This is a genomic window from Rhodococcus oxybenzonivorans, from assembly GCF_003130705.1.
GTDB classification, from domain to species: domain Bacteria; phylum Actinomycetota; class Actinomycetes; order Mycobacteriales; family Mycobacteriaceae; genus Rhodococcus_F; species Rhodococcus_F oxybenzonivorans.
This window is the reverse complement of record NZ_CP021354.1, coordinates 6,051,442-6,069,265: the sequence shown is the minus strand read 5'-3', so window position 1 is coordinate 6,069,265 and position 17,824 is coordinate 6,051,442. Positions and strand designations below refer to the sequence as shown.

The 17,824-nt window shown below is 64.2% G+C and carries 16 protein-coding genes; 5 read left to right on the top strand and 11 right to left on the bottom strand.

Annotated features, from left to right (window positions below; translation table 11 throughout):
- Positions 1-20: 20 nt before the first annotated feature.
- Together CBI38_RS28065 and CBI38_RS28060 are read right to left on the bottom strand one after the other, a co-directional pair.
- Positions 21-302: a hypothetical protein gene (locus CBI38_RS28065; protein ID WP_109334097.1), complete on the bottom strand. Its 282-nt coding sequence runs from the start codon at positions 300-302 to the stop codon at positions 21-23.
- A 12-nt stretch (positions 303-314) separates the two neighbouring features.
- The gene (locus CBI38_RS28060) at positions 315-1,508 is read right to left on the bottom strand and encodes an NAD(P)/FAD-dependent oxidoreductase (protein WP_109335422.1); all 1,194 of its coding nucleotides are present in this window, start codon (positions 1,506-1,508) and stop codon (positions 315-317) included.
- Between CBI38_RS28060 and CBI38_RS28055 the strand changes: the two genes are divergently transcribed.
- A complete protein-coding gene (locus CBI38_RS28055) occupies positions 1,401-2,318 on the top strand; it encodes an MFS transporter (RefSeq protein ID WP_109334095.1) in 918 nt (305 codons plus the stop codon). The two genes, CBI38_RS28060 and CBI38_RS28055, sit on opposite strands and share 108 nt — an antisense overlap.
- A 27-nt stretch (positions 2,319-2,345) precedes the next feature.
- On the opposite strand, the gene CBI38_RS28050 is transcribed toward CBI38_RS28055, so the two are convergent.
- The 3 genes from CBI38_RS28050 to CBI38_RS28040 all read right to left on the bottom strand — a co-directional run bounded on the left by CBI38_RS28050 (position 2,346) and on the right by CBI38_RS28040 (position 5,708).
- Entirely contained in the window at positions 2,346-3,584 is a 1,239-nt protein-coding gene (locus CBI38_RS28050) for an MFS transporter (RefSeq protein WP_109334093.1), read from the bottom strand.
- A gap of 89 nt (positions 3,585-3,673) precedes the next feature.
- Positions 3,674-4,657, bottom strand: a complete 984-nt coding sequence (locus CBI38_RS28045) for an alpha/beta fold hydrolase (RefSeq protein WP_109334091.1) — start codon at positions 4,655-4,657, stop codon at positions 3,674-3,676.
- On the bottom strand, positions 4,644-5,708 hold the full coding sequence (locus tag CBI38_RS28040) for an amidohydrolase family protein (RefSeq protein WP_109335421.1): 1,065 nt from the start codon (positions 5,706-5,708) through the stop codon (positions 4,644-4,646). The genes CBI38_RS28045 and CBI38_RS28040 overlap by 14 nt, the downstream gene beginning before the upstream one ends.
- Positions 5,709-5,941: 233 nt before the next feature.
- On the opposite strand from CBI38_RS28040, the gene CBI38_RS28035 reads away from it, so the two are divergent.
- From CBI38_RS28035 to CBI38_RS28020, 4 genes are all read left to right on the top strand, one after another.
- The gene (locus CBI38_RS28035; protein ID WP_230989988.1) at positions 5,942-6,748 is read left to right on the top strand and encodes an IclR family transcriptional regulator; all 807 of its coding nucleotides are present in this window, start codon (positions 5,942-5,944) and stop codon (positions 6,746-6,748) included.
- Between the two features lie 121 nt (positions 6,749-6,869).
- On the top strand, positions 6,870-7,931 hold the full coding sequence (locus CBI38_RS28030; RefSeq protein ID WP_109334087.1) for a DODA-type extradiol aromatic ring-opening family dioxygenase: 1,062 nt from the start codon (positions 6,870-6,872) through the stop codon (positions 7,929-7,931).
- A gap of 196 nt (positions 7,932-8,127) precedes the next feature.
- Positions 8,128-9,279 carry a helix-turn-helix transcriptional regulator gene (locus CBI38_RS28025; protein ID WP_230989987.1) on the top strand — a complete coding sequence of 384 codons (1,152 nt, stop codon included), beginning with the start codon at positions 8,128-8,130 and terminating at the stop codon, positions 9,277-9,279.
- Between the two features lie 26 nt (positions 9,280-9,305).
- On the top strand, positions 9,306-10,421 hold the full coding sequence (locus tag CBI38_RS28020; RefSeq protein ID WP_230989986.1) for a LuxR family transcriptional regulator: 1,116 nt from the start codon (positions 9,306-9,308) through the stop codon (positions 10,419-10,421).
- 55 nt (positions 10,422-10,476) lie between these two features.
- On the opposite strand, the gene CBI38_RS28015 is transcribed toward CBI38_RS28020, so the two are convergent.
- The 6 genes from CBI38_RS28015 to CBI38_RS27990 form a co-directional block, all read right to left on the bottom strand.
- Positions 10,477-12,144, bottom strand: a complete 1,668-nt coding sequence (locus CBI38_RS28015) for an AMP-binding protein (RefSeq protein WP_109334083.1) — start codon at positions 12,142-12,144, stop codon at positions 10,477-10,479.
- A gap of 257 nt (positions 12,145-12,401) precedes the next feature.
- Positions 12,402-13,199 (bottom strand): SDR family NAD(P)-dependent oxidoreductase, encoded by a 798-nt coding sequence (locus tag CBI38_RS28010; protein WP_109334081.1) that lies wholly within the window; start codon positions 13,197-13,199, stop codon positions 12,402-12,404.
- A gap of 23 nt (positions 13,200-13,222) precedes the next feature.
- Positions 13,223-14,377, bottom strand: a complete 1,155-nt coding sequence (locus CBI38_RS28005) for an acyl-CoA dehydrogenase family protein (RefSeq protein WP_109335419.1) — start codon at positions 14,375-14,377, stop codon at positions 13,223-13,225.
- A gap of 208 nt (positions 14,378-14,585) precedes the next feature.
- Positions 14,586-15,116 (bottom strand): MarR family winged helix-turn-helix transcriptional regulator, encoded by a 531-nt coding sequence (locus tag CBI38_RS28000; RefSeq protein ID WP_109334079.1) that lies wholly within the window; start codon positions 15,114-15,116, stop codon positions 14,586-14,588.
- A gap of 53 nt (positions 15,117-15,169) precedes the next feature.
- On the bottom strand, positions 15,170-16,150 hold the full coding sequence (locus tag CBI38_RS27995; RefSeq protein ID WP_109334077.1) for a quinone oxidoreductase family protein: 981 nt from the start codon (positions 16,148-16,150) through the stop codon (positions 15,170-15,172).
- Positions 16,151-16,373: 223 nt separating this feature from the next.
- Positions 16,374-17,783 carry an FAD-binding oxidoreductase gene (locus CBI38_RS27990; protein WP_109335418.1) on the bottom strand — a complete coding sequence of 470 codons (1,410 nt, stop codon included), beginning with the start codon at positions 17,781-17,783 and terminating at the stop codon, positions 16,374-16,376.
- Positions 17,784-17,824 lie beyond the last annotated feature (41 nt).

Here is a 17,824-nt window from a genome sequence, read left to right as displayed (position 1 = left end):
GGCCGCGCCGGCGGCGTGTATTAGTGGTGGTGGTCGGCGACGCTGGGATCGGTCATTGCGAGGTCCCGGAAGAACCAACTGTCGGGATCGGAGCCGGTAGCCGGAACGACCAGCACAGCCGTGGGACCGATTGCCATCCAGTTCCGTCCGTCGTCGTCCGGTTCGGCGGGCAGAATCTCGACGGTCGTGAAGACCTCGTTGCTCAGGTCGTGGGTCCCGATGATCACGTTGACCTTGCAGCCCTCGGTCTCGATATGAAGGATCTTGTCCGGACCGTCCTTGAAATGCTGAATATGACGCATGAGTGCCTTCCTTTATCGGGCGGATGTCTGCTGGCCGACGAGGTCCGCGAGACTCCCGCCGCGACGATGGTTCTTGCGGAACGCGGCTACTGCTCTGGGGTCGTTGACGCTGACCTGGGCGATCGGGTTGTGGTCGGTGTCGGTGTAGACGGCGCGGAATCGGCCCTCCGCGATCGACCCCTCGCGATGGGCGAGTTCGCCGAGCGAGGGCATTCCAACCATCTGGATCCGGGCGCCGTACTGGTCCGACCACACGTACGGAAGTTGGGCCGCAAGGGGTTCCGCGCCGGTAACGAATGCGGCGACAGCATCGGCTTGTTCACCGGCGCTGGTCCAGTGCTCGATCCGCGCGCTGACCCCGAGCAGTGGGTGTCGGCGCAGGGCGAGGTCACCGATCGCGAAGATGGAGGGGAAGCCTTCGACCTCGAAGCGGTCGCTGCAGTGCACCCCGCCGTCGATGGGAAGCCCGCTGTCCGCGAGCCAGTGCGTGTTCGGTACCGCACCCACGCCGACGACGACGAGGTCGGCAGGTACCTCGGTTCCGCCGGCGAGGGCGACCCCCTCGACCTGCTCGCTGCCGAGGAACCGCTCGACGCGTGCTCCGGTGACGAGCCCGGCGCCGTGAAGTGTGTGGATCGAGGAGATCTCACGCCCGACCTCGTCGCCGAAAACGTGACTCATCGGGATCTCGAGTGCCTCGATCAGAGTGACGTCGAGGCCGCGCCCTCGTGCCGCGGAGGCGAATTCGGCGCCGATGAATCCGGCGCCCACCACGGCCACCCGCGGCCTGCCGGCGAGAGCTTCTCGCAGAGCCGTCGCGTCGTCGAGCGTTCGCAGCGTGTGAACCCCCGGTACGGCAGGTATGGGGAGGGACCGCGCATGAGCGCCGGTAGCGATCACCAACCGTTCGTACGAGAACTCGTCGCCGGTGTGGGTGAACACCACCCGCCGCGCCGGGTCCAGACCGGTCGCGCGCATACCCAACCGGACGTCGAGGGCGAACTCCGCTGCGAGCTCCGGTGTGAGAAGGCGCGGAACATCCGGGACGTGCCCCTCGGCCAGGAGGTCCTTGGACAGAGGGGGCTTGTCGTACGGCCAGTGCTCTTCGCTCTCGAGGAGCACTATGTGCCCGGAGAAACCGCGCTGCCGCAGGGCGATTGCTGTTCGAGTGCCTGCAACCGAGGCGCCGACGATCAGGAAGGACATAGTCGAAACGTAGCGACGTCGCACGGCCGGGTGGTGCGTAGTTCCGACCGCTGGAACTGCACACACCTCGCAAGTCGCTCAGTGTCCGGCCGGAGTTCCGTTCACTGGAACATCCCACCGGCAGTGACCTGTATCTCACCTAGGTTAAACGAGACCAAGACGCCGCTCGTCCAACTCCTCCATCACCAGAGCAAAGAAGTGCTGTTGGCATCCGGCGCGGTAGTCATGTGGCTGTCATTCTTCTACATCGGCGCGGTATACATCACCAACTACGGCACCACCGTTCTGAACTTCAGTCGCTCCGAGATGCTGACCGTGAACCTCATCGGCGTCGGGTTCAACGTCATCGGCTCCGTCGCGGGAGCCCTCCTGGCAGATCGACGAGGGCGCAAGATCACCATCGGAGGAGCCAACGCTCTGGCCGTCGGATGGGCGTTCGCACTGTTTCCCCTGGCGAACTCCGGCAATATCGCTCTGATGGCCGTTGCAGTGGCAGGCACGCTCCTGCTGGTAGGAGTCGCGAGCGGCACCACCACGGCGATCATTCCCGAGACCTTTCACACCCGCTACCGTTCCACCGGCGCCGGTGTGGCGTTCAACATGGGCAGTGTGGTGGGCGGGGCCATCCCCCCGATTGTCGCCGCGCCGTTGGTCGCCGCCTTCGGCAGTCTCGGACTTGCAGTCATGATGGCCGTCCTCGCTGGAGCCAGCGCGCTCTGCGTCGCCTTTCTGGCCGAGACCAAGGGAATTTCTCTGCAAGAGAGTGAAACTGAGCCCGTTACGGTGCGAGCACACGAGGATGTCGGCTAGGCACGATCCGTGATTTGGCGAGATGCCCTAACCCGCCTGCTCTTTTCGTGTGATGCCGAGAAGGACAGCACCTGCAATGTTGGTCGCGACGGCCGCACCGGCGACCCACAGCAATGATGTCGTCGTGCCGATCGCAAATGAACTGTGCAGCCATGCGATCGCGGTCGGTAGTCCGAACCCGAGATAGCCCAGACAGTAGACCCGGCCGGTCATCGTCCCGAGCCGGCCGGGCGGGGCTGATCGCTCGCAGTCACGCAAGCATCCGACCAACGTCAATCCGTATCCGATCCCCAGCACGGATGCCGCGACCACGACCAGCCACACCGACGCGGTTGCGGCAGCTACGGCGGCGGCGAGCGTGCCGACCACGAACAGCGTAAGTCCGATCGCCCGTGTCGGGCCCGATCGTTTCGGTGTGCGCCCGGCGAGACGTTGCGCGATGAAGCCTAGTCCTAAACTCAGCAGGCACAGCACTCCCGAGAATGCTGAATCGAAGCCGGCCAGCTCAGCCGCCACGATGGGCGGGAGGACCGCGTAAGCGATGCCCAGGGCACCGAAGATCCACGGTGCGGCGGGTATCACGAGGAGATGGAATGCTCTCGGAAGCGGTGTTCGGTTTCGCTCCGATTGGTCTGACCGTGTGCGCGCAGTAGCGGTCGTGGATCGCGCAATCAGTACGGCACCACCAGCGCAGAGCACTCCGTGAAGCACGAAAGGCGTGGTGGTCGGCGCAAGAGCCCACTGGGCGAGTGCGCCCGCAGCACCCGCGCCCACCGCGAATCCGCTGGTCAGGCTCATTGCCGATGCGCGTGGAGCGCGGCCAGATGTGGTCGAAAGCGAATCGAGCGCCAGCCCGCCGACCACCATCCCGATCCCCAGCGCCACACCGGTCGACATACGCCCCGCGAACATCAGCGCAGGGTTGTGTGACCCGGCCGCGACCAGGATAGAGCCCAGTGCACTGAGGGGTACGGCGAGAACGAGAGGATTCCGGGTGCCCCAGCGGGCCGCCAGCCGATGCGCGAGCAGGAGCGAGGGGATCAGGCCGACGACATACGCGAACAGCAGTGTGTTCACGGCGAGTTCGCTGAACCCGCGTTGCGTCCGGTACATGGTCAGCAGTGGAGTGAATTGATTGCCACCCCAGGCGACCACGAACATTGCCGCGCAGATCGAGAACCAGGTCCGGGCACGACGTCCGGTTCGCACCGACAGTGCCGGAACAGTGGGTGATGTTTCGGTCGGCGCAGTCTGCGGTCGAGCCATCGGACACTTCCTCGGTTCACGGACGAAACAACCATTGGCCGACGCCGGATCGTGGACCCCGGAGTCGGCCAACGGTTGTCGCCGGAGATTCAGGCAGAAACCAGGGAACGGTTGATCAGTGGGAGTTCGGGGCGGCGATCGGAGACACCAGCGGCGTCGGCGAGCTCACCGGAGACCGTACCGTCCCGGAAGAATTCCAGAAAGACCGGGTTGAACAGGTCGGGCCTGTCGGTCTGACCCTGGTGGCCACACTCGTCGGGGTAGAAGAACTGGACATTGGGCAAGTAGTCTTCCTGGACGTACCCCCACTCGACCGGTGTGAGGATGTCCTGACGACCGTAGAGGTAGAGCCCGGGCGTGCTCAACCGGTCGAGGCGCCCCTTGGTGACGAGGCGGGCGGCGCGATTCTCGTTCGTCCAGTCCGTGATTCGACGGTACTGCAGGAGCGTGGGCCAGAACTTCGCGTGCGCATCCATCCGGTCCCTCGCGGAGAGGTAACGCATGTCGATCAGGTCTTCACTGATGGCCTCGCCGCGGTGGATGATCGCTTCCATCATGGTGCGCATGCCCTCACGTGTGCCGTCGTACGCCGTGAGACGGAATTCGCCCGCTGGTGGTGTCAAGTGTTCCGGGACCACATCACCGATATCTCCCGCGATCAGAATGAAGCTCTTGACCTTGTCCGGGTGTGCAACCGTGTAGTTGACCGTGTTCATGCAGCCCATGGAGTTTCCTGCGAGGTGGAACTCGTCGAGGCACAGTGCGGTGGCGAACTGGTCGATGAAGTCGACGAACGACTCCATGCCGTCCGGCCAGTATTCTTCCCGGGTGTCGGACAGTCCGAAGCCGGGCATGTCGGGACAGTAGACGCGAAAACCGTTGTCGCCGAGATAGGGGGCCATGAAGCGCCACCCCGCGAGACCTGACGAGCCGGGTAAACCGCCGTGGAGCAGGATCACCGCGGGGCCGGAGGTGCCGGCAGTCATGTAATGCGCGCGGGCGCCGTTCGCCAGGCGTACCCATCGGCTGGCCATTCCGGGAACGTCGACGAGATTTTCATCAGTGAGTGCCATGGTGGTCTTCCTTTGTCGGTGAGAAGTGAGCGGTGACGAGCGCATCGGATGACAGTCCGAGGAATTCGAGTGCATTGTCACGGAGGATTCGCGGCACGGTACCGGGCGGTAAATATGCTGCCATAGAGGACAAGTCCGCAATTCCCTCTTCGGGTTGGTTCGGGATGAACGGGTGGTCGCTGCCGAGAAGGACCCTGTTCGGACCGAAGCGATGTACCAGAGTCGGCAGGTGCGCCGGATCGAACACGAGGGTGTCTGCGTAGAGGCGCGATACGGTCCGATTCAGATCATCCGGGTCGTGTGTGGCGGCAAGCTGGGCTCCGAGGCGAAGTCTTGGATACGCCCACGGGAAGGTTCCGCAGCCGTGAACCGTTGCCACCCGTAGTCCTGGATGGTTGTCCAGAACCCCGCCGAAGACGAGGGCAGTGGCCGCCAACGCAGTGTCGGAGGGCATTCCGAGCCCGAAGTCATAGGTGAACCCGGAGCGCCGCACGGCGCCGCCACCACCGTCGACCGGGTGCACAAGTACCGCGAGACCGAGGCTGTCGACGGCGTCGAAGAAATACCCCAGCGCCGGGTCGTCCAACTCCATTCCGTTGATCCGCGTGCCGATCTCGACGCCGCGAAGCCCCAGAACTTCGGACAGATGACGTAGTTCGGGCAGACAGTGACGGGGTGATGCAACGGGGGCGGTTCCGATACCGACGAGCCTGCCGTCAGCAGGGTCGACCGCACGGGCGATGGACTCGTTCATCCATCGGCAGTAGGCGGCAAACGGTGCTACCGGAGCACCGTATTCCAATGCGACCGGCACGGGAGAAATCGCCTGAACCCCGACGCCCGCGCGATCCATGTCCGCCAGGCGCGCCTCCACATCCCAGAGGGCGCGCCGGACGCTGCGGAAGTCTTCGGATCCGCGGACCAACCGTCCCTCCGTCGGAGAGTCGACCACTAATCGAGGTGCGCGCGGAAAACCTGCGATGACCTCGACGGGAGGGGCGTCACGGGGGAAGTAGTGCGCATGCACATCGACGGTGCCGGGTGGAACCACGAGGTTCTCCTTTCGCACGCATCCGTTTCAGTTCCGTCGGCACGCCCACGTCGTGGGTAAGCCGGTTCTGCGAAACGTTAGGGGCCCTCGCACGGTGGCCGCCGCGGCTGTTCCAGGGGCTGGAACCGGTAGGTGAAACCCGTACCCTGAATACATGCGCGTTGTGACCGCCGTTACAGTTGGTTTCCCGCTGGGTCGGCGGAGCGGAGAGTGCGGAGGCCCGGATGATGCACATGGCAGATGACAAAAACGAGGTCGGTGGCGCGCAGAGTGCGCCTCCCTCCATTCTGGCGAAGGCGTTCTTGGTCATCGGGGCGTTCAACGAGCGAGATCGGGTGCTGACCCTGACACAGATCAGCCGTAAGACCGGCTTACCCAAGTCGACGGTACACAGGTTGCTGCAGCGGTTGGGCGAGCTGGATGTGATCGAGGAACACGGTGCGGGTTACCGACTCGGTATCCGTCTGTTGCAGCTGGTTTCGTCCATGCCGGTGGACGGAATGCGCGAGGTCGCGTTGCCGCACCTGGCCCAGTTGCAGGCGTGGTCGAAGGAATCGGTGCACTTCGGCGTCCTCAGGGGCAACGAGGTCGTCGTGCTGCAGGCGCTCTTCGCCGTGGATCACGCCCGGCCAATAGGTGAGGTGGGTACGCGGATCCCCGCGCACCTGTCCGCGATGGGTCGGGCAATGATGGCCTATATCCCCGAGGACGAGCTCACCGAACTGCTTGCGGGCACTCTCGTCGGTCTGACGCCCAAGTCCGTGACGGATCCGATGCAGATTCAGGACGAATTGAAGCGCATACGGGTGGCGGGAGCAGCTGTCCAGAAGGATGGTGTGGTTCTCGGCCTGGGCAACATTGCGGCGCCCGTCCTGATCAAGGGCCGGCCGATGGGGGCGATCGCCGTTCAGTTCGACTCGTCGAAGCAGGTCTCCGAGTCGGTGATCAACGCGGTCAAACTGACCGCCCACCGCATCAGCCGCGACACCACCCAGATGCTCTCCCAGGGCCGAGCAGACCTCTTTCCGTTCGACGACTGACGCCGCGTTCCGGGCACTGGAACTTGCCGTGCGTGCGTCACCGGCACGTCACACGATGAGGGAGCGATCCGCCCGGCGCGTGTGACGGCGCCCGAGGCGCCACCCCAGAAAGGACGGCCAAATGGGAGACTTCCTCGCTCTCGGCATGACCCACTACCCGCTGCTGGCGGGAACCGACGAGCACATGGCAGGCCTGTTGCGATGGACCCTCACCGACCCGGACATCCCGGTCGAGGAGAAGGACCCGGCCCATTGGCCGGACCGGATGCGCTCCGAGTGGTCCGACGACGGTGGAACGGCAGCCGCGGCGGCACATCGTGCGGAGTTGGTGTCGAATCTGACTCGGGTGCGTGAAGCGGTCGACGAGTTCGCCCCCGATGTCGTCGTGGTGTGGGGCGACGACCAATACGAGAATTTCCGCGAGGAGGTAGTGCCACCCTTCTGTGTGCTCGCCTACGGTGACCTCGAGGTGCCCGCGTTCGAGGTCATGAACGAAAGAGGCAGCCCGAACTTCTGGGGCAAACCGGACGATTTCGAGATAGTCATGCGTGGTGACGCATCGGCAGCCCGCCAACTCACCGGCGGCCTGATCGAGCGCGGTTTCGACATGGCCTACTCGTACAAGAAGCGCGCCGGTGCACACTTTCCACACGCGATCCTCAACACGCAATTGTTCCTCGATTACGAGAACGCCGGCGCGGAGATGTCATACCCCTTCATTCCGATGACCGTCAATTGCTATGGCCAACACGCGATCGCGCGTAAGGGTGGATTGGCCAGATTCGCCGACATCGAGTCGGAGGAGCTTGATCCTTCGGGCCCCACACCTGCTCGTTGTTTCGAAGTGGGTCGAGCCGTCGCGCAGCATTTCCGCGACCGCGATCTCAAGGTGGCATTCGTCGCCTCCTCGAGCTGGTCCCACGCCTTCTTGGCGGACAAGTTGTGGCATATGCGTCCCGATACCGAAGCTGACATGCGCATTTACAAGGCGCTGCTCGACAACGATTACGCAATGATGCGCAGATACACCAGCGCAGAAGTCGTCGATGCCGGCCAGCACGAGATCCTCAACTGGTTCTGCATGCTCGGTGCGGTCGAGGAGCTCGGTTTGCGCCGGGAGTGGTCCGACCTCGTGGTGACCGATGTGTTCAACTCTAACAAGGCGTTTGCCGTGTACTCGTAACAGATCGGCATCCCGGCGCAGTCGGCGAGGAGGCGACGGAACCAACCGCGGAACGCGCGGGTGTTCTCTGCTCCAGAAGGAATAGGGCAGCTGATTGGTCATACCATTGGACGATAATAAAGCTTTCGGGTTACTCTAGGATAGTGATGCCAATCACAGGTGTGGTGTGCACAAACGGCCGGAGGTGTATCGGAAGGTGAGCTGGACGACGACGTCAATCGATCCCGATCAAGCGGATCTCGTGCAGCAAGCGGTCGACTGCATTGCTATTGTCGGCACGCTGCTGGTCGACCACGACGGCCACTCCGACTTCGGCACTCCCACACTCCCGGAGTCACTTGCAGCGGCGCGAGGTCGCCTTGCCGAAGCGCTCACCGAGGGGCAGCTCGCCGAGTCCGATATCGAAGACGCATGCCGGGTCCTCGTCGACATCGAACGTGTTCAGGAGCAGCTCGCCAGGACCACAGAGATTCGCCGGATCGCGGAGCTGAGTGAGGTGCACGACGCTGCAGTGACGCTTCGGGGACTCTCCCCGCAACAGGTCATCGAGGCGGCACCGGAAGTGGTGTGCACACAACTACCTTTCGCGCGCTCGTTGATTTCAGCGGTGTCCGGTTCTCTGTGGCAGCCCCGCCGTCTTTATCTGCAGCCCGACCTCGACGGATCACCTCTCGACTTCTCCGACTACGTCGACTCCTCAGTGTGGTCCCTGGCTGATGCGCCTCTGGAAACCGAGCTGGTCCGACGCCGAGTTCCCGCGCTGGTCGCCGCCCCGGCTGCCGACGACCGCACGCACAAAGAGATCATCAGCCGATCTCGGACGTCCGCGTACGTCGCGGCGCCCGTCATGTCCTCGGGGAAGGTCATCGGACTGCTCCATGCCGATCGGCCGGAATCGGAAGGTGGTCTCGATCCGGACGACCGAGATCGGTTGGACGCCTTCACAACCATTTTGGCCATCGTGTACGAGCAAGCGGTGCTGAAGCACCGAATCCAACTGCAGCGCGCCCGAGTGGAAGAGTCGTTCGACGCAACCCAGACGATGCTGGACCGGATCTCGAAGGCGGATGCAATTCTCTCGCACCAGGCCGCGGCAACCGCCGACAGTTCCACCGACGACCCGGGAGGGAACCGGATACTCGAAATCAACAGCGTGCTGACTGTCCGGGAGCGTGAGGTCCTGTCCCACCTCGCCACCGGGGCCACCAACAACCAGATCGCGCAGGCACTGGTCATTTCCGAGGGCACCGTGAAATCGCATGTGAAAACCGTGCTGAAGAAGCTGCACGCACCGACGCGCGCCGCGGCGACCGCCCTCTACTCGAGTCAAACCCGACGAGCGCGATGACAGGGAAGGCGCAGGAGCGAGCTGCCGTGCGTTCCACGACCGACCGTGAGTTGTCGCATGCAGTCATCATTCTCCTCGACCGGCTGCGCGACGACTACGGCGTTGGTCCCGGATCCCACGAAATTCGTGTTGTCTCGCTCGGCACCCAGATGGCGCTCCTCGACGAGGCCACAGAATCTGCACTTGCGAAGTTCCCCGAACTAGGCTCCCAGCAGCAACGAGCGCTCGGTCGCCTCATCGTCGACCTGCAGAAGACGCGTATGCGGATTCGCACGGTGCGCGGAGGTCCGGGGCACGTCGTGCAACCCGCCGAGTTTGCCAGCGCGATCCGGCGGTTACGGTGCTCGGAGTCCGTCGCCGGTCTTCGCAAGCGAATCTGCTCGGAGGCCGCGACTGCAGCGCAACTCGACCGAATACTCCTGTCCGAGGTACACAACGGTACGTGGACGGCCCTCGAGCTCAACAGCTCGATGAGGTCGGACGAGGTCCTGAGTTCCTCGGTGTTGCCCCTCGGCTTCGAATCGGCCGAGAGCAGGGCGTGCGAGACCCGATCAGCGGTACTCGCCGGGCCGAATGGCGATGTTCGGCCGAGTGGCGAGGTCGTACGGATGCTCGCTGCCGAGTCCTATGTGGTTGCCCCGATCACAGTGTCGACCGGGGTTATCGGGCTCGTGCACGGCAGTCGACCGTCCGGGGATCCGGTGAACGTTGTGGTCCGGGACATGCTGGGGGCATATGCCCGCGGTTTCGGAACGTTGTTCGAACGGGCGATGCTCGCCGACCGCCTCGGTGAACAGAAGAATGTGATTGTCCAACGCCTGCAACAGGAAGCCCGCGAAGCTGAGCTTCTCGAACACGCTGATGTCAGTTTCCTCGAGGAAACCTCGGCTGATCAGACTTCGACGTTGCCCGGTACGTCCCACAACGATCTGAATTCCGCTGCGCTGGAGTCGCTGACAACGCGTGAACGCGAGGTGTTCGCGTTTCTTGCCCGGGGCGCATCGAACGCCGAGATAGCGAACGAGCTGGTCATCAGCATCTTCACGGTGAAGACGCACGTCAAGAAGATACTTCGCAAGCTGGGTGCCATGAACCGGTCCGAGGCGATCTACCGCTATCTCGCGATAACGGGTCAACGGTAAACACACCGCCCCCTTTGCCTCGGCAAAGGGGGCGGTGCTGTTGCTTCGGCCGGACCTAGGCGTCGGCGACCTGTTCTGCCGCTTGCTTCCGAAGAATGAACTTCTGGATCTTCCCGGTCGCGGTGGTGGGGAGTTGATCGACGACCACCAGCTTCTCGGGAATCTTCTGCATCATGGCTTTACGCTCGATCCGTAGGAATTCAGCCAGTTCCTGCAGGGTCGGCGCGGGTCCGTTGACGACGATGAAGGCGCACACCTTCTCGCCGAGACGGGCGTCGGGCATCGACACAGCTGCTGCCGCGATGATCTGCGGATGCGCCAAGAGGTGTTCTTCCACCTCCCGTGCCGAAATGTTCATGCCCCCGCGGATGATCAAGTCCTTGATCCGTCCCGTGACCCGGAGATAGCCGGCTTCGTCGACGCGGCCGAGGTCACCCGATGCGAGGAACCCACGGTCGTCGACCGATGCGGCCGTGCGTTCGAGGTCACGCCAGTATCCGAGGAAGATGCCCGGTCCCCCGTAGAAGATCTGGCCTTCCTCGCCCGCGGGAACCACAGCACCCTCTTCGTCGCGGATTTCGAGAGCAACACCATCGAAGGCCCGACCGTCGGAGGAAAGCACCTTTTCGACGGGATCGTCGACACGGACAGCCGTCACCAGAAGGCCTTCGCTGCTGCCGTACACCGGGAGGAGCGTGCAGTCGGGCAGCGCCTTCTTCCATTCCTGCAGAAGCGTTTCCGGTATCGGTGCGCCGGCGCTGACCCAGAGTCGCATCGAGCTGACATCGTGGTCCGCACCGGCCTCGATGGCCCCGAGAGCCATTTGGAGGAACGGTGTCGCGGCCATGCTCACCGTCGTCTTGAATTTCGCGATACGCCGCAGGCCCTCACCCGGTTCCCACACGTCGAGAAGGTGGATCCCACTTCCGAGAATCAATGGTGTCGTCACGCCCACGGCGAGCCCGGTCGCATGTGTCACGGGGGAGGGCATGAACATCACGTCGTCGGGGTTGAGTCCCATGACCTGCCCACCCAACCCGTAGACGGTGAAGGAGAGCGTGTTGAAGGTGTGCTGGCAGCCCTTCGGCCGCGACTCGGTTCCTGAGGTGTAGATGATGGCGTGGGCCGCATCCGCAGACGGCGGCGGCCCGAGTTCGTCGTCACCGGGGACGTGGTCGCCGGCGGTCAAGGAATCGAACGCGATTTCGTCGGCCCCCGCAGTCCCCCGCACGACGACCACGTGCTCGAGTCCCGGCACGTCGGGACGGACCTCGGCCAGCATGTCGGTGTACCGGAAGTTCCGGAATTCCTCAGTGACGAAAGAGATTTTCGCACCGGAGTGTTCCAGTACATAGCGGACCTCGTCATGCCGGTAGACCGGCATCGTGGGTACGAGTACGGCGCCGATCCTGGCGAGTGCCACATAGATGACGACGAATTCGTTCCAGTTCGGCAGCTGGACTTGCACTCGGTCCCCGCGCGTGACGCCTAGCTTCTTCAGTGAGGACGCGAGGCGGTACGCATGGGCCCGCAACTCGCCCCGTGTGAGTGATCCGTAGCCGTCGGTGACAGCGACGAAGTCTGGGTCGATCGTTGCCCAGCGATCCACATGCTGGGCCAGGCTCTCGTCGCGCCAGTATCCGTTCGAACGGAAGGTCTCGAGGGTGCTCGCACTGTAGCGGTCCTCGGGGAGAACGGCTCCCGCGTCTTCCATGACATCCATGTGCGGATCCTTGCTTTCAGGTGCCTTTCCTCGACAGGAGGAGGACAGGGGGGTTTGGTCGAACCATATTACCGTCAGGGAAGCCCGTAAGGGGAGGAAATCGAAAGCCTTCTCATCCTTCCGAGTGAGGAAATTGCCCCCGGAGGATGATCGATGGTCGGAGGCGTGGTGGCGGGCAACTGTGACCCCGTGGTCGCATGAACGGCACCCATGCGTCACCCAGACGAGGAGTTTCGCCCCCGATTCGGAGGCAGATCTCAGGCTGCGGAGATACCCCCGTTGACGCTGATCGCCTGGCCGGTCAGCCGGCGTGCGGCGGGGGAAGCAAGGAAGACAGCCAGCGCAGCCAGATCTTCGGATTCGGGGACGCCCAGATGCGCCTGCTGTGCTGCCTTGGCGAACAGGCTGGCGCTGAATCCGTCGGAGGTGATGCGTTCGGTCGACCCGGTGCCCGCGACCAGCGACGGCGTCAGGGCGTTCACCCGGATCCCGCTGCGCTTCGCCTCGATGGCGAGGGTGCGAGTGAACATGACGATCGCCGCCTTCGCCGCTCCGATGACGGACTCGCCCGGTGTCGCGGTCTTGGCTGCGTCCGATGCGACGTTTATGATGACGCCACCCTTCCGCACCGTCATGTGCGGAACGATTTCACTCGCGAGATACATGCACGGCAACGCGAGTTGATTGAAGATACGCGCGATGTCGGCGGTAGGAATGTTCGCACACAGTTCCGGCCGGGTGTCGGCGGCCGACGTGGACACGAGAATATCGACGCCGTCGAGAATCCGCTCGGCTTCGGAGGCGATGTGCGCGGCACCGTCGACGGTGGTTGCGTCGGCTGACAGGAAGGTGACTTCACACGACGAGTTGGCGGACGAAATTCGTTCGGCGGCGATCTGTCCGCGTTCCGGATTGCGTCCGACGATCATGATGCGGGGTGCGCCGGCCTGGGCGAGGCCCACGGCGGTTGCGAGCCCGATCCCGGCGGTGCCGCCCACGATGAGACCACTACTGTCTTTCAGTTCTTTCGGTGGCGCGATTTCATGCGTACCCATTCGTGTACTCCGTTCAGGGGATGTCAGAGGGACACTGTGCCGCGGGCGAAGATGTCCTTCGCGATGATGCGCTTCTGGATCTCGGCCGTGCCGTCCGCCACGAGGTATGCGGTGACATCCCGGTACCGCTGCTGCAGAGGCGATTCTGTGGAGTACCCGAGGTTTCCGTGTACGCGCATGGCGAACTCGATTGCGTTCTTTGCTACGACGGGCGGCCACCACTTACTCATCGACGCCAGCGCCGTGTGCGGTTGAGCGGTCTCGCGGAGCCACAGTGCCCGGTAGCAGATCCATCGTGCACCTTCGAGGTACGTTGCGTGTTCGGCGAATTGAAACGCAAGTCCTTGGTGTTCGGAGAGTGGTTGCCCGAACGTCTCCCGCTGCTGTGCGTATGCGGCGGCTTCCTCCAGGCTCTGTTTCGCTGCGCCGAGGCACATCAGTCCGAGGGCGGCTCGACTGAAGTCGAAGTGATCCATGACCGAGTGAAAGCCCTTGCCGAGCTCGCCGACGAGGTGGGACTCCGGAATGAACACGTCCGACAGATGAATGCTTCCCCACCCCAGGGGAAGGCATCCCATGCCGGGCATGTGGCTGACGCTGACGCCGTCCGCATCGAGCGGTACGACGAAGCAACTGACGCCCCTTGCACGACTGGACCCCGGCTCGCGTGCATAGACAAGCGCGGCAGTGGCGTTCATCGCCCAGGAGATGGCCGTCTTCTCGCCGTTCAGGCGCCATCCGCCCTCGACTGCCGTCGCGGTGGTGGTCAGCGCACTTGCATCGGAGCCAGACCCGGGTTCGGTCAAGGCGATGGCAATGGTCTGTTCACCGTTGATGAGGGGAGGGAGGTATCGCTCCTGGATTTCGTCCCGGCACAGCGCCAGTTGAGAGGCCACCAAACCGATCTGGACGGGTGCAGACGCCATGTTCACGTCACCGTAGGCGAGGGTCTCGGTGGCGATCCCGAGAAGTACAGGGTCTTCGGTTCCTGTGCCGCCGTACTCTTCGGGCAGGCCAATGCCCAGCAAGCCGAGGTCGCCGAGTCTCTTCAGAATGTCGAAGGGGAAGTTCGTCGACGCGGCGCGGTCGCGATAGCCGGGAAGTAGGACTCGGTCGCTGAACGAGGTCAACGTCTTTCGGAACTCTTCGTGTTCGTCGGTGAATGCAAATGAAACCATCGGAGTGTGCTCCTGTGCGTGGCTCGGATTGATGATCACGGCGAGGGAGCGCTGTCGTGCAGCAGGCCGCACGGCTGCTCTTCGCCCCGGGAAACTATTCTAGGTTTGAATAGTAGGGCGTCAAAGCTCGCCGTGCAAGGGGTGTTCCGGGCAGATGATGCTAGGGGTGTGCCGGGTAGATGTACTGCGCGAGAGCGTGTCCGGTAGCTCAGAGCCCGGTCTCGACGTCGCCGACGGCGCGACGTACCTCTTGCAATTGTTCGATCAAGGCTTCCAGTGTCTCGGTGTCGACCGACGCAAGACCGAAGTGCACCGCGGCAAGGCGATCATTCGCGTCCTCGACCACCTCGAGGCCGGCGGGTGTGAGGGTTGCGAGAACGGTGCGGCGGTCCGTCGCGTGGGCCTGACGTTCGACGAAGCCCGCTTTCACGAGCTGGTCGACCGCCATCGACACGGTGGTGGGGTGGACCATGAGGTACTTGCTCAACTTGCCGAGCGTACGGGTCCGCTGCTCTGACAGCTGCAACGACATCAGAATGAGATAGGCGTTGCGGGACAAGCGAAGTGATCGCAGTTCCTGGTCCATGGCACGCACGACCCACTGATGGGCACGGAGCAGCGCCATCGTGGTTCCGAACTCCAGGTCGGCCGAATCCCGCCGCTCGGACCATTCGGCTCGCATCCAGTCGACCACGTCGTGTCGATGATCGTCGGCCGACATCGGGAGTTCACTCGCCACTGGGCGTCCTCTCGTCGTCAGCGAACCGCGTCGAGGTAGATAGTAAACGGCGGTCAGCAGTGCGTGAGGACGACCTTTCCGAACCCGCCTCCCTGTTCGAGATACTTGTGTGCCGCGGCCGCTTCGGCGAGCGGAAACGCCGCGCTGATAGGTACGGGCGGAACGGTTTCGGTGTCCAGCAGGGTCAACAGCCCCGTGAAGTCCCGGGGGCTGCCCATCGTGGTTCCGATCAGTTCGTACTGGCCGAAGTAAAAGGGACGGACGTCGAGGGTGGCGTGCTCGCTCCGCGACGCGCCCAGCACGACCAACCGGCCACCTGGTCGCAGTGCTGCGATGGACGGTTCCCAAGTCCCCACCGAGTCCAGGACGAGGTCGAAACCCTGCCCGTCCGGAGTGAGCGTGCGAGCCGCCGCCGGCCATTCCGAGTCGGTGTACAGCACACCGTTGGCCGCACCGAGTTCCTGCGCCTGCGCGATCTTGTCGGCTGACGACGATGTGACGGTCACGTTCGCGCCGACGGCCGACGCCAGCATGACGGCCATGGTCGCGACGCCGCCGCCGGCACCCAGAACCAGGAGGTTCTCACCGGCCCGCAGACGCCCGCGCGTGAACAGGGCGCGATAGGTGGTGAGTCCGACCAGAGGTAGCGCAGCGGCCTGTTCCCAGCTGAGGCCACGTGGTTTGGGGGCGACGCAATTTTCGGGAACTCGTACCGACTCGGCGTACGTGCCTCGCTGGTGATCGCCGAGTATCTCCCACTGTGCGCTCGGTGCGGCCTCGCGATCGCCCCACCACAGCGACGGGAGGACGAGAACCTCTTCGCCCGTGTCGGTGCGCACGCCTGCGCCGTCGGCGCCGAGTACGTGCGGCAGGGGTGACGAATACTTGCCCTGGCGGACGAGCACGTCGTGCCAGTTGAGTGCCGCCGCCTTCAGGCGGACGGTGACCCAGCCCGGGCCCGGGGCCGGATCTGGGACCGACTCCAGCCGCAGGACGTCGGGCTCCCCGAATTCGCGTAGTACCACGGCATCCACTGAAAGTCCTTTCGGTCGTACCATTCGCACGGTAGCATGTTTTCCATGCGCATAGCGGGGTGGCTCGTCTGTCTTGCCGTGGTTGATCACCGGTGCCCAAGGCGCGATCGACTTCCTCGCAGCACGTTTCGCCGGGGTGGCCGCCGTCGATGACTGCGGTTGATGCATCCGGCAGGTCCTCCCGCTCGTAGCACTTTCAGAGCCTCCGTGGCACTTCCAGAGCTCAGAGCGGATAGTGCGCGAGCACTCCACGCGCGTCGTGGGTTTGTCGTAACGACCGGAGCCGCCGGAGGTTTCCTCCGTAGGCCGCGCTGATCTCGACGCCGGTCTCGGGGAACCCCGGCCGCACTTCCACGCTGTAGACGCCGATCGTGTGCGGAGCGAGGGCGTCGAGCGCACCGCCCGCCCACGCCAGGCAGGCGGCGCCGTCGTAGGGGTCGAACCAAATCGCGTTGAGGGGAACGTTCCATTCGCCGGTGCGGCCCCAGAACGCGGTGTCGGTGTCGTCCACGTCGGCGAGGGCACCGCCGCTGTGTTGGAAGTCGATACGGCACTGACGGGTCGGAGCACCGTGGATCTGAGCGGCCAGCGCCTCGGCGATGTCGGAATCGAGGGTCGGACCGGTGAAAACCGCTTTACCGAAGAAGGATCCGCGCGGCTCGCCCGGTACCGGCAGACGGATCGGTTCGGGTTCTTGCCCGCCGCGGCCGGGCGGGGTGAACTCGGGTAAACCGTCGAGGTATCGACCGGACATCTCGGAGCGGTAGAGCACGTTCTTCGACGCCGCGGCCACGCCGGACGCCGAGGTGCGGGCGCGGGCGATGGCGGCCTCGTCCCGGCTCGCGCAGGCGGTGTAGACGAACAAGACCGGCTCATCGGGTGAGTCGTCGCTGTAGCCGAGGACGGCGCCCATGGTCGTGTCGCGCGGAAGCTCCGGTGCTACACGGAAATAGGTGGCGAGGGCGTCGAGTCCGAGCATCATCCGGTCGACCCATACCGGGCCGGCCCGGTGGGTGCGCAACACCGCTGAGGTGACGACGCCGAAGCAGGGCGCACATCCTTGCACCGCCCACCACAGATCGGCCTCGTCGCCGGTACTGGCCTCGGACAGCTGAAGAATCTCACCGGAGGGGAGAACGAGTTCGACCTGGACGAGATGATCGAGCGTCAGGCCCAGGCTGCGGGTGAGGTAGACGAAGCCACCGCGAGTGGCGAGCCCGAAGCCGGCGTGCTGGACGATGCCGACCGGCACCACACGGTGGGCGGGCGCGAGGGCGTCCAGCATCGTTCCCATGGTGGCGCCGCCCTCGACCACGACGCGATCACCCTCGAGGCGGGCGGTATGAAGGTGTGCGGAGAGGTCGAGCATGACGGCACTGTCGGCCACGCAGTTGGAACTGAGGCCGCCGCCCCGCACGGTGATCGCACCACCCGTTCGGTGCGCGATGGCCATGACCGTCGCGACCTCCGCAGCGGAAACCGGCTGCACCACACAGGCTGGACGCCGTCTCGCCGCGTCGGGAAAGAAGACTCTCCCGAGCGCATTTCGGTAGGAGGGCGAATCCGGGAGATGCACCCGATCGGGCACAGTCGCCTTCAGCTGCTGGACACATTCCGCGGACGGTGACCTCACGAGCGCCTCCAAGTCGGTTGCGTGGCCCGCCTGTCGCTGCG

Bases quoted from the DNA above. Each gene is read 5' to 3' on its own strand.
- CBI38_RS28065 (WP_109334097.1), bottom strand. From the start codon at position 302: ATGCGTCATATTCAGCATTTCAAGGACGGTCCGGACAAGATCCTTCAT.
- CBI38_RS28060 (WP_109335422.1), bottom strand. From the start codon at position 1,508: ATGTCCTTCCTGATCGTCGGCGCCTCGGTTGCAGGCACTCGAACAGCA.
- CBI38_RS28050 (WP_109334093.1), bottom strand. From the start codon at position 3,584: ATGGCTCGACCGCAGACTGCGCCGACCGAAACATCACCCACTGTTCCG.
- CBI38_RS28045 (WP_109334091.1), bottom strand. From the start codon at position 4,657: ATGGCACTCACTGATGAAAATCTCGTCGACGTTCCCGGAATGGCCAGC.
- CBI38_RS28035 (WP_230989988.1), top strand. From the start codon at position 5,942: ATGGCAGATGACAAAAACGAGGTCGGTGGCGCGCAGAGTGCGCCTCCC.
- CBI38_RS28030 (WP_109334087.1), top strand. From the start codon at position 6,870: ATGGGAGACTTCCTCGCTCTCGGCATGACCCACTACCCGCTGCTGGCG.
- CBI38_RS28015 (WP_109334083.1), bottom strand. From the start codon at position 12,144: ATGGATGTCATGGAAGACGCGGGAGCCGTTCTCCCCGAGGACCGCTAC.
- CBI38_RS28010 (WP_109334081.1), bottom strand. From the start codon at position 13,199: ATGGGTACGCATGAAATCGCGCCACCGAAAGAACTGAAAGACAGTAGT.
- CBI38_RS28005 (WP_109335419.1), bottom strand. From the start codon at position 14,377: ATGGTTTCATTTGCATTCACCGACGAACACGAAGAGTTCCGAAAGACG.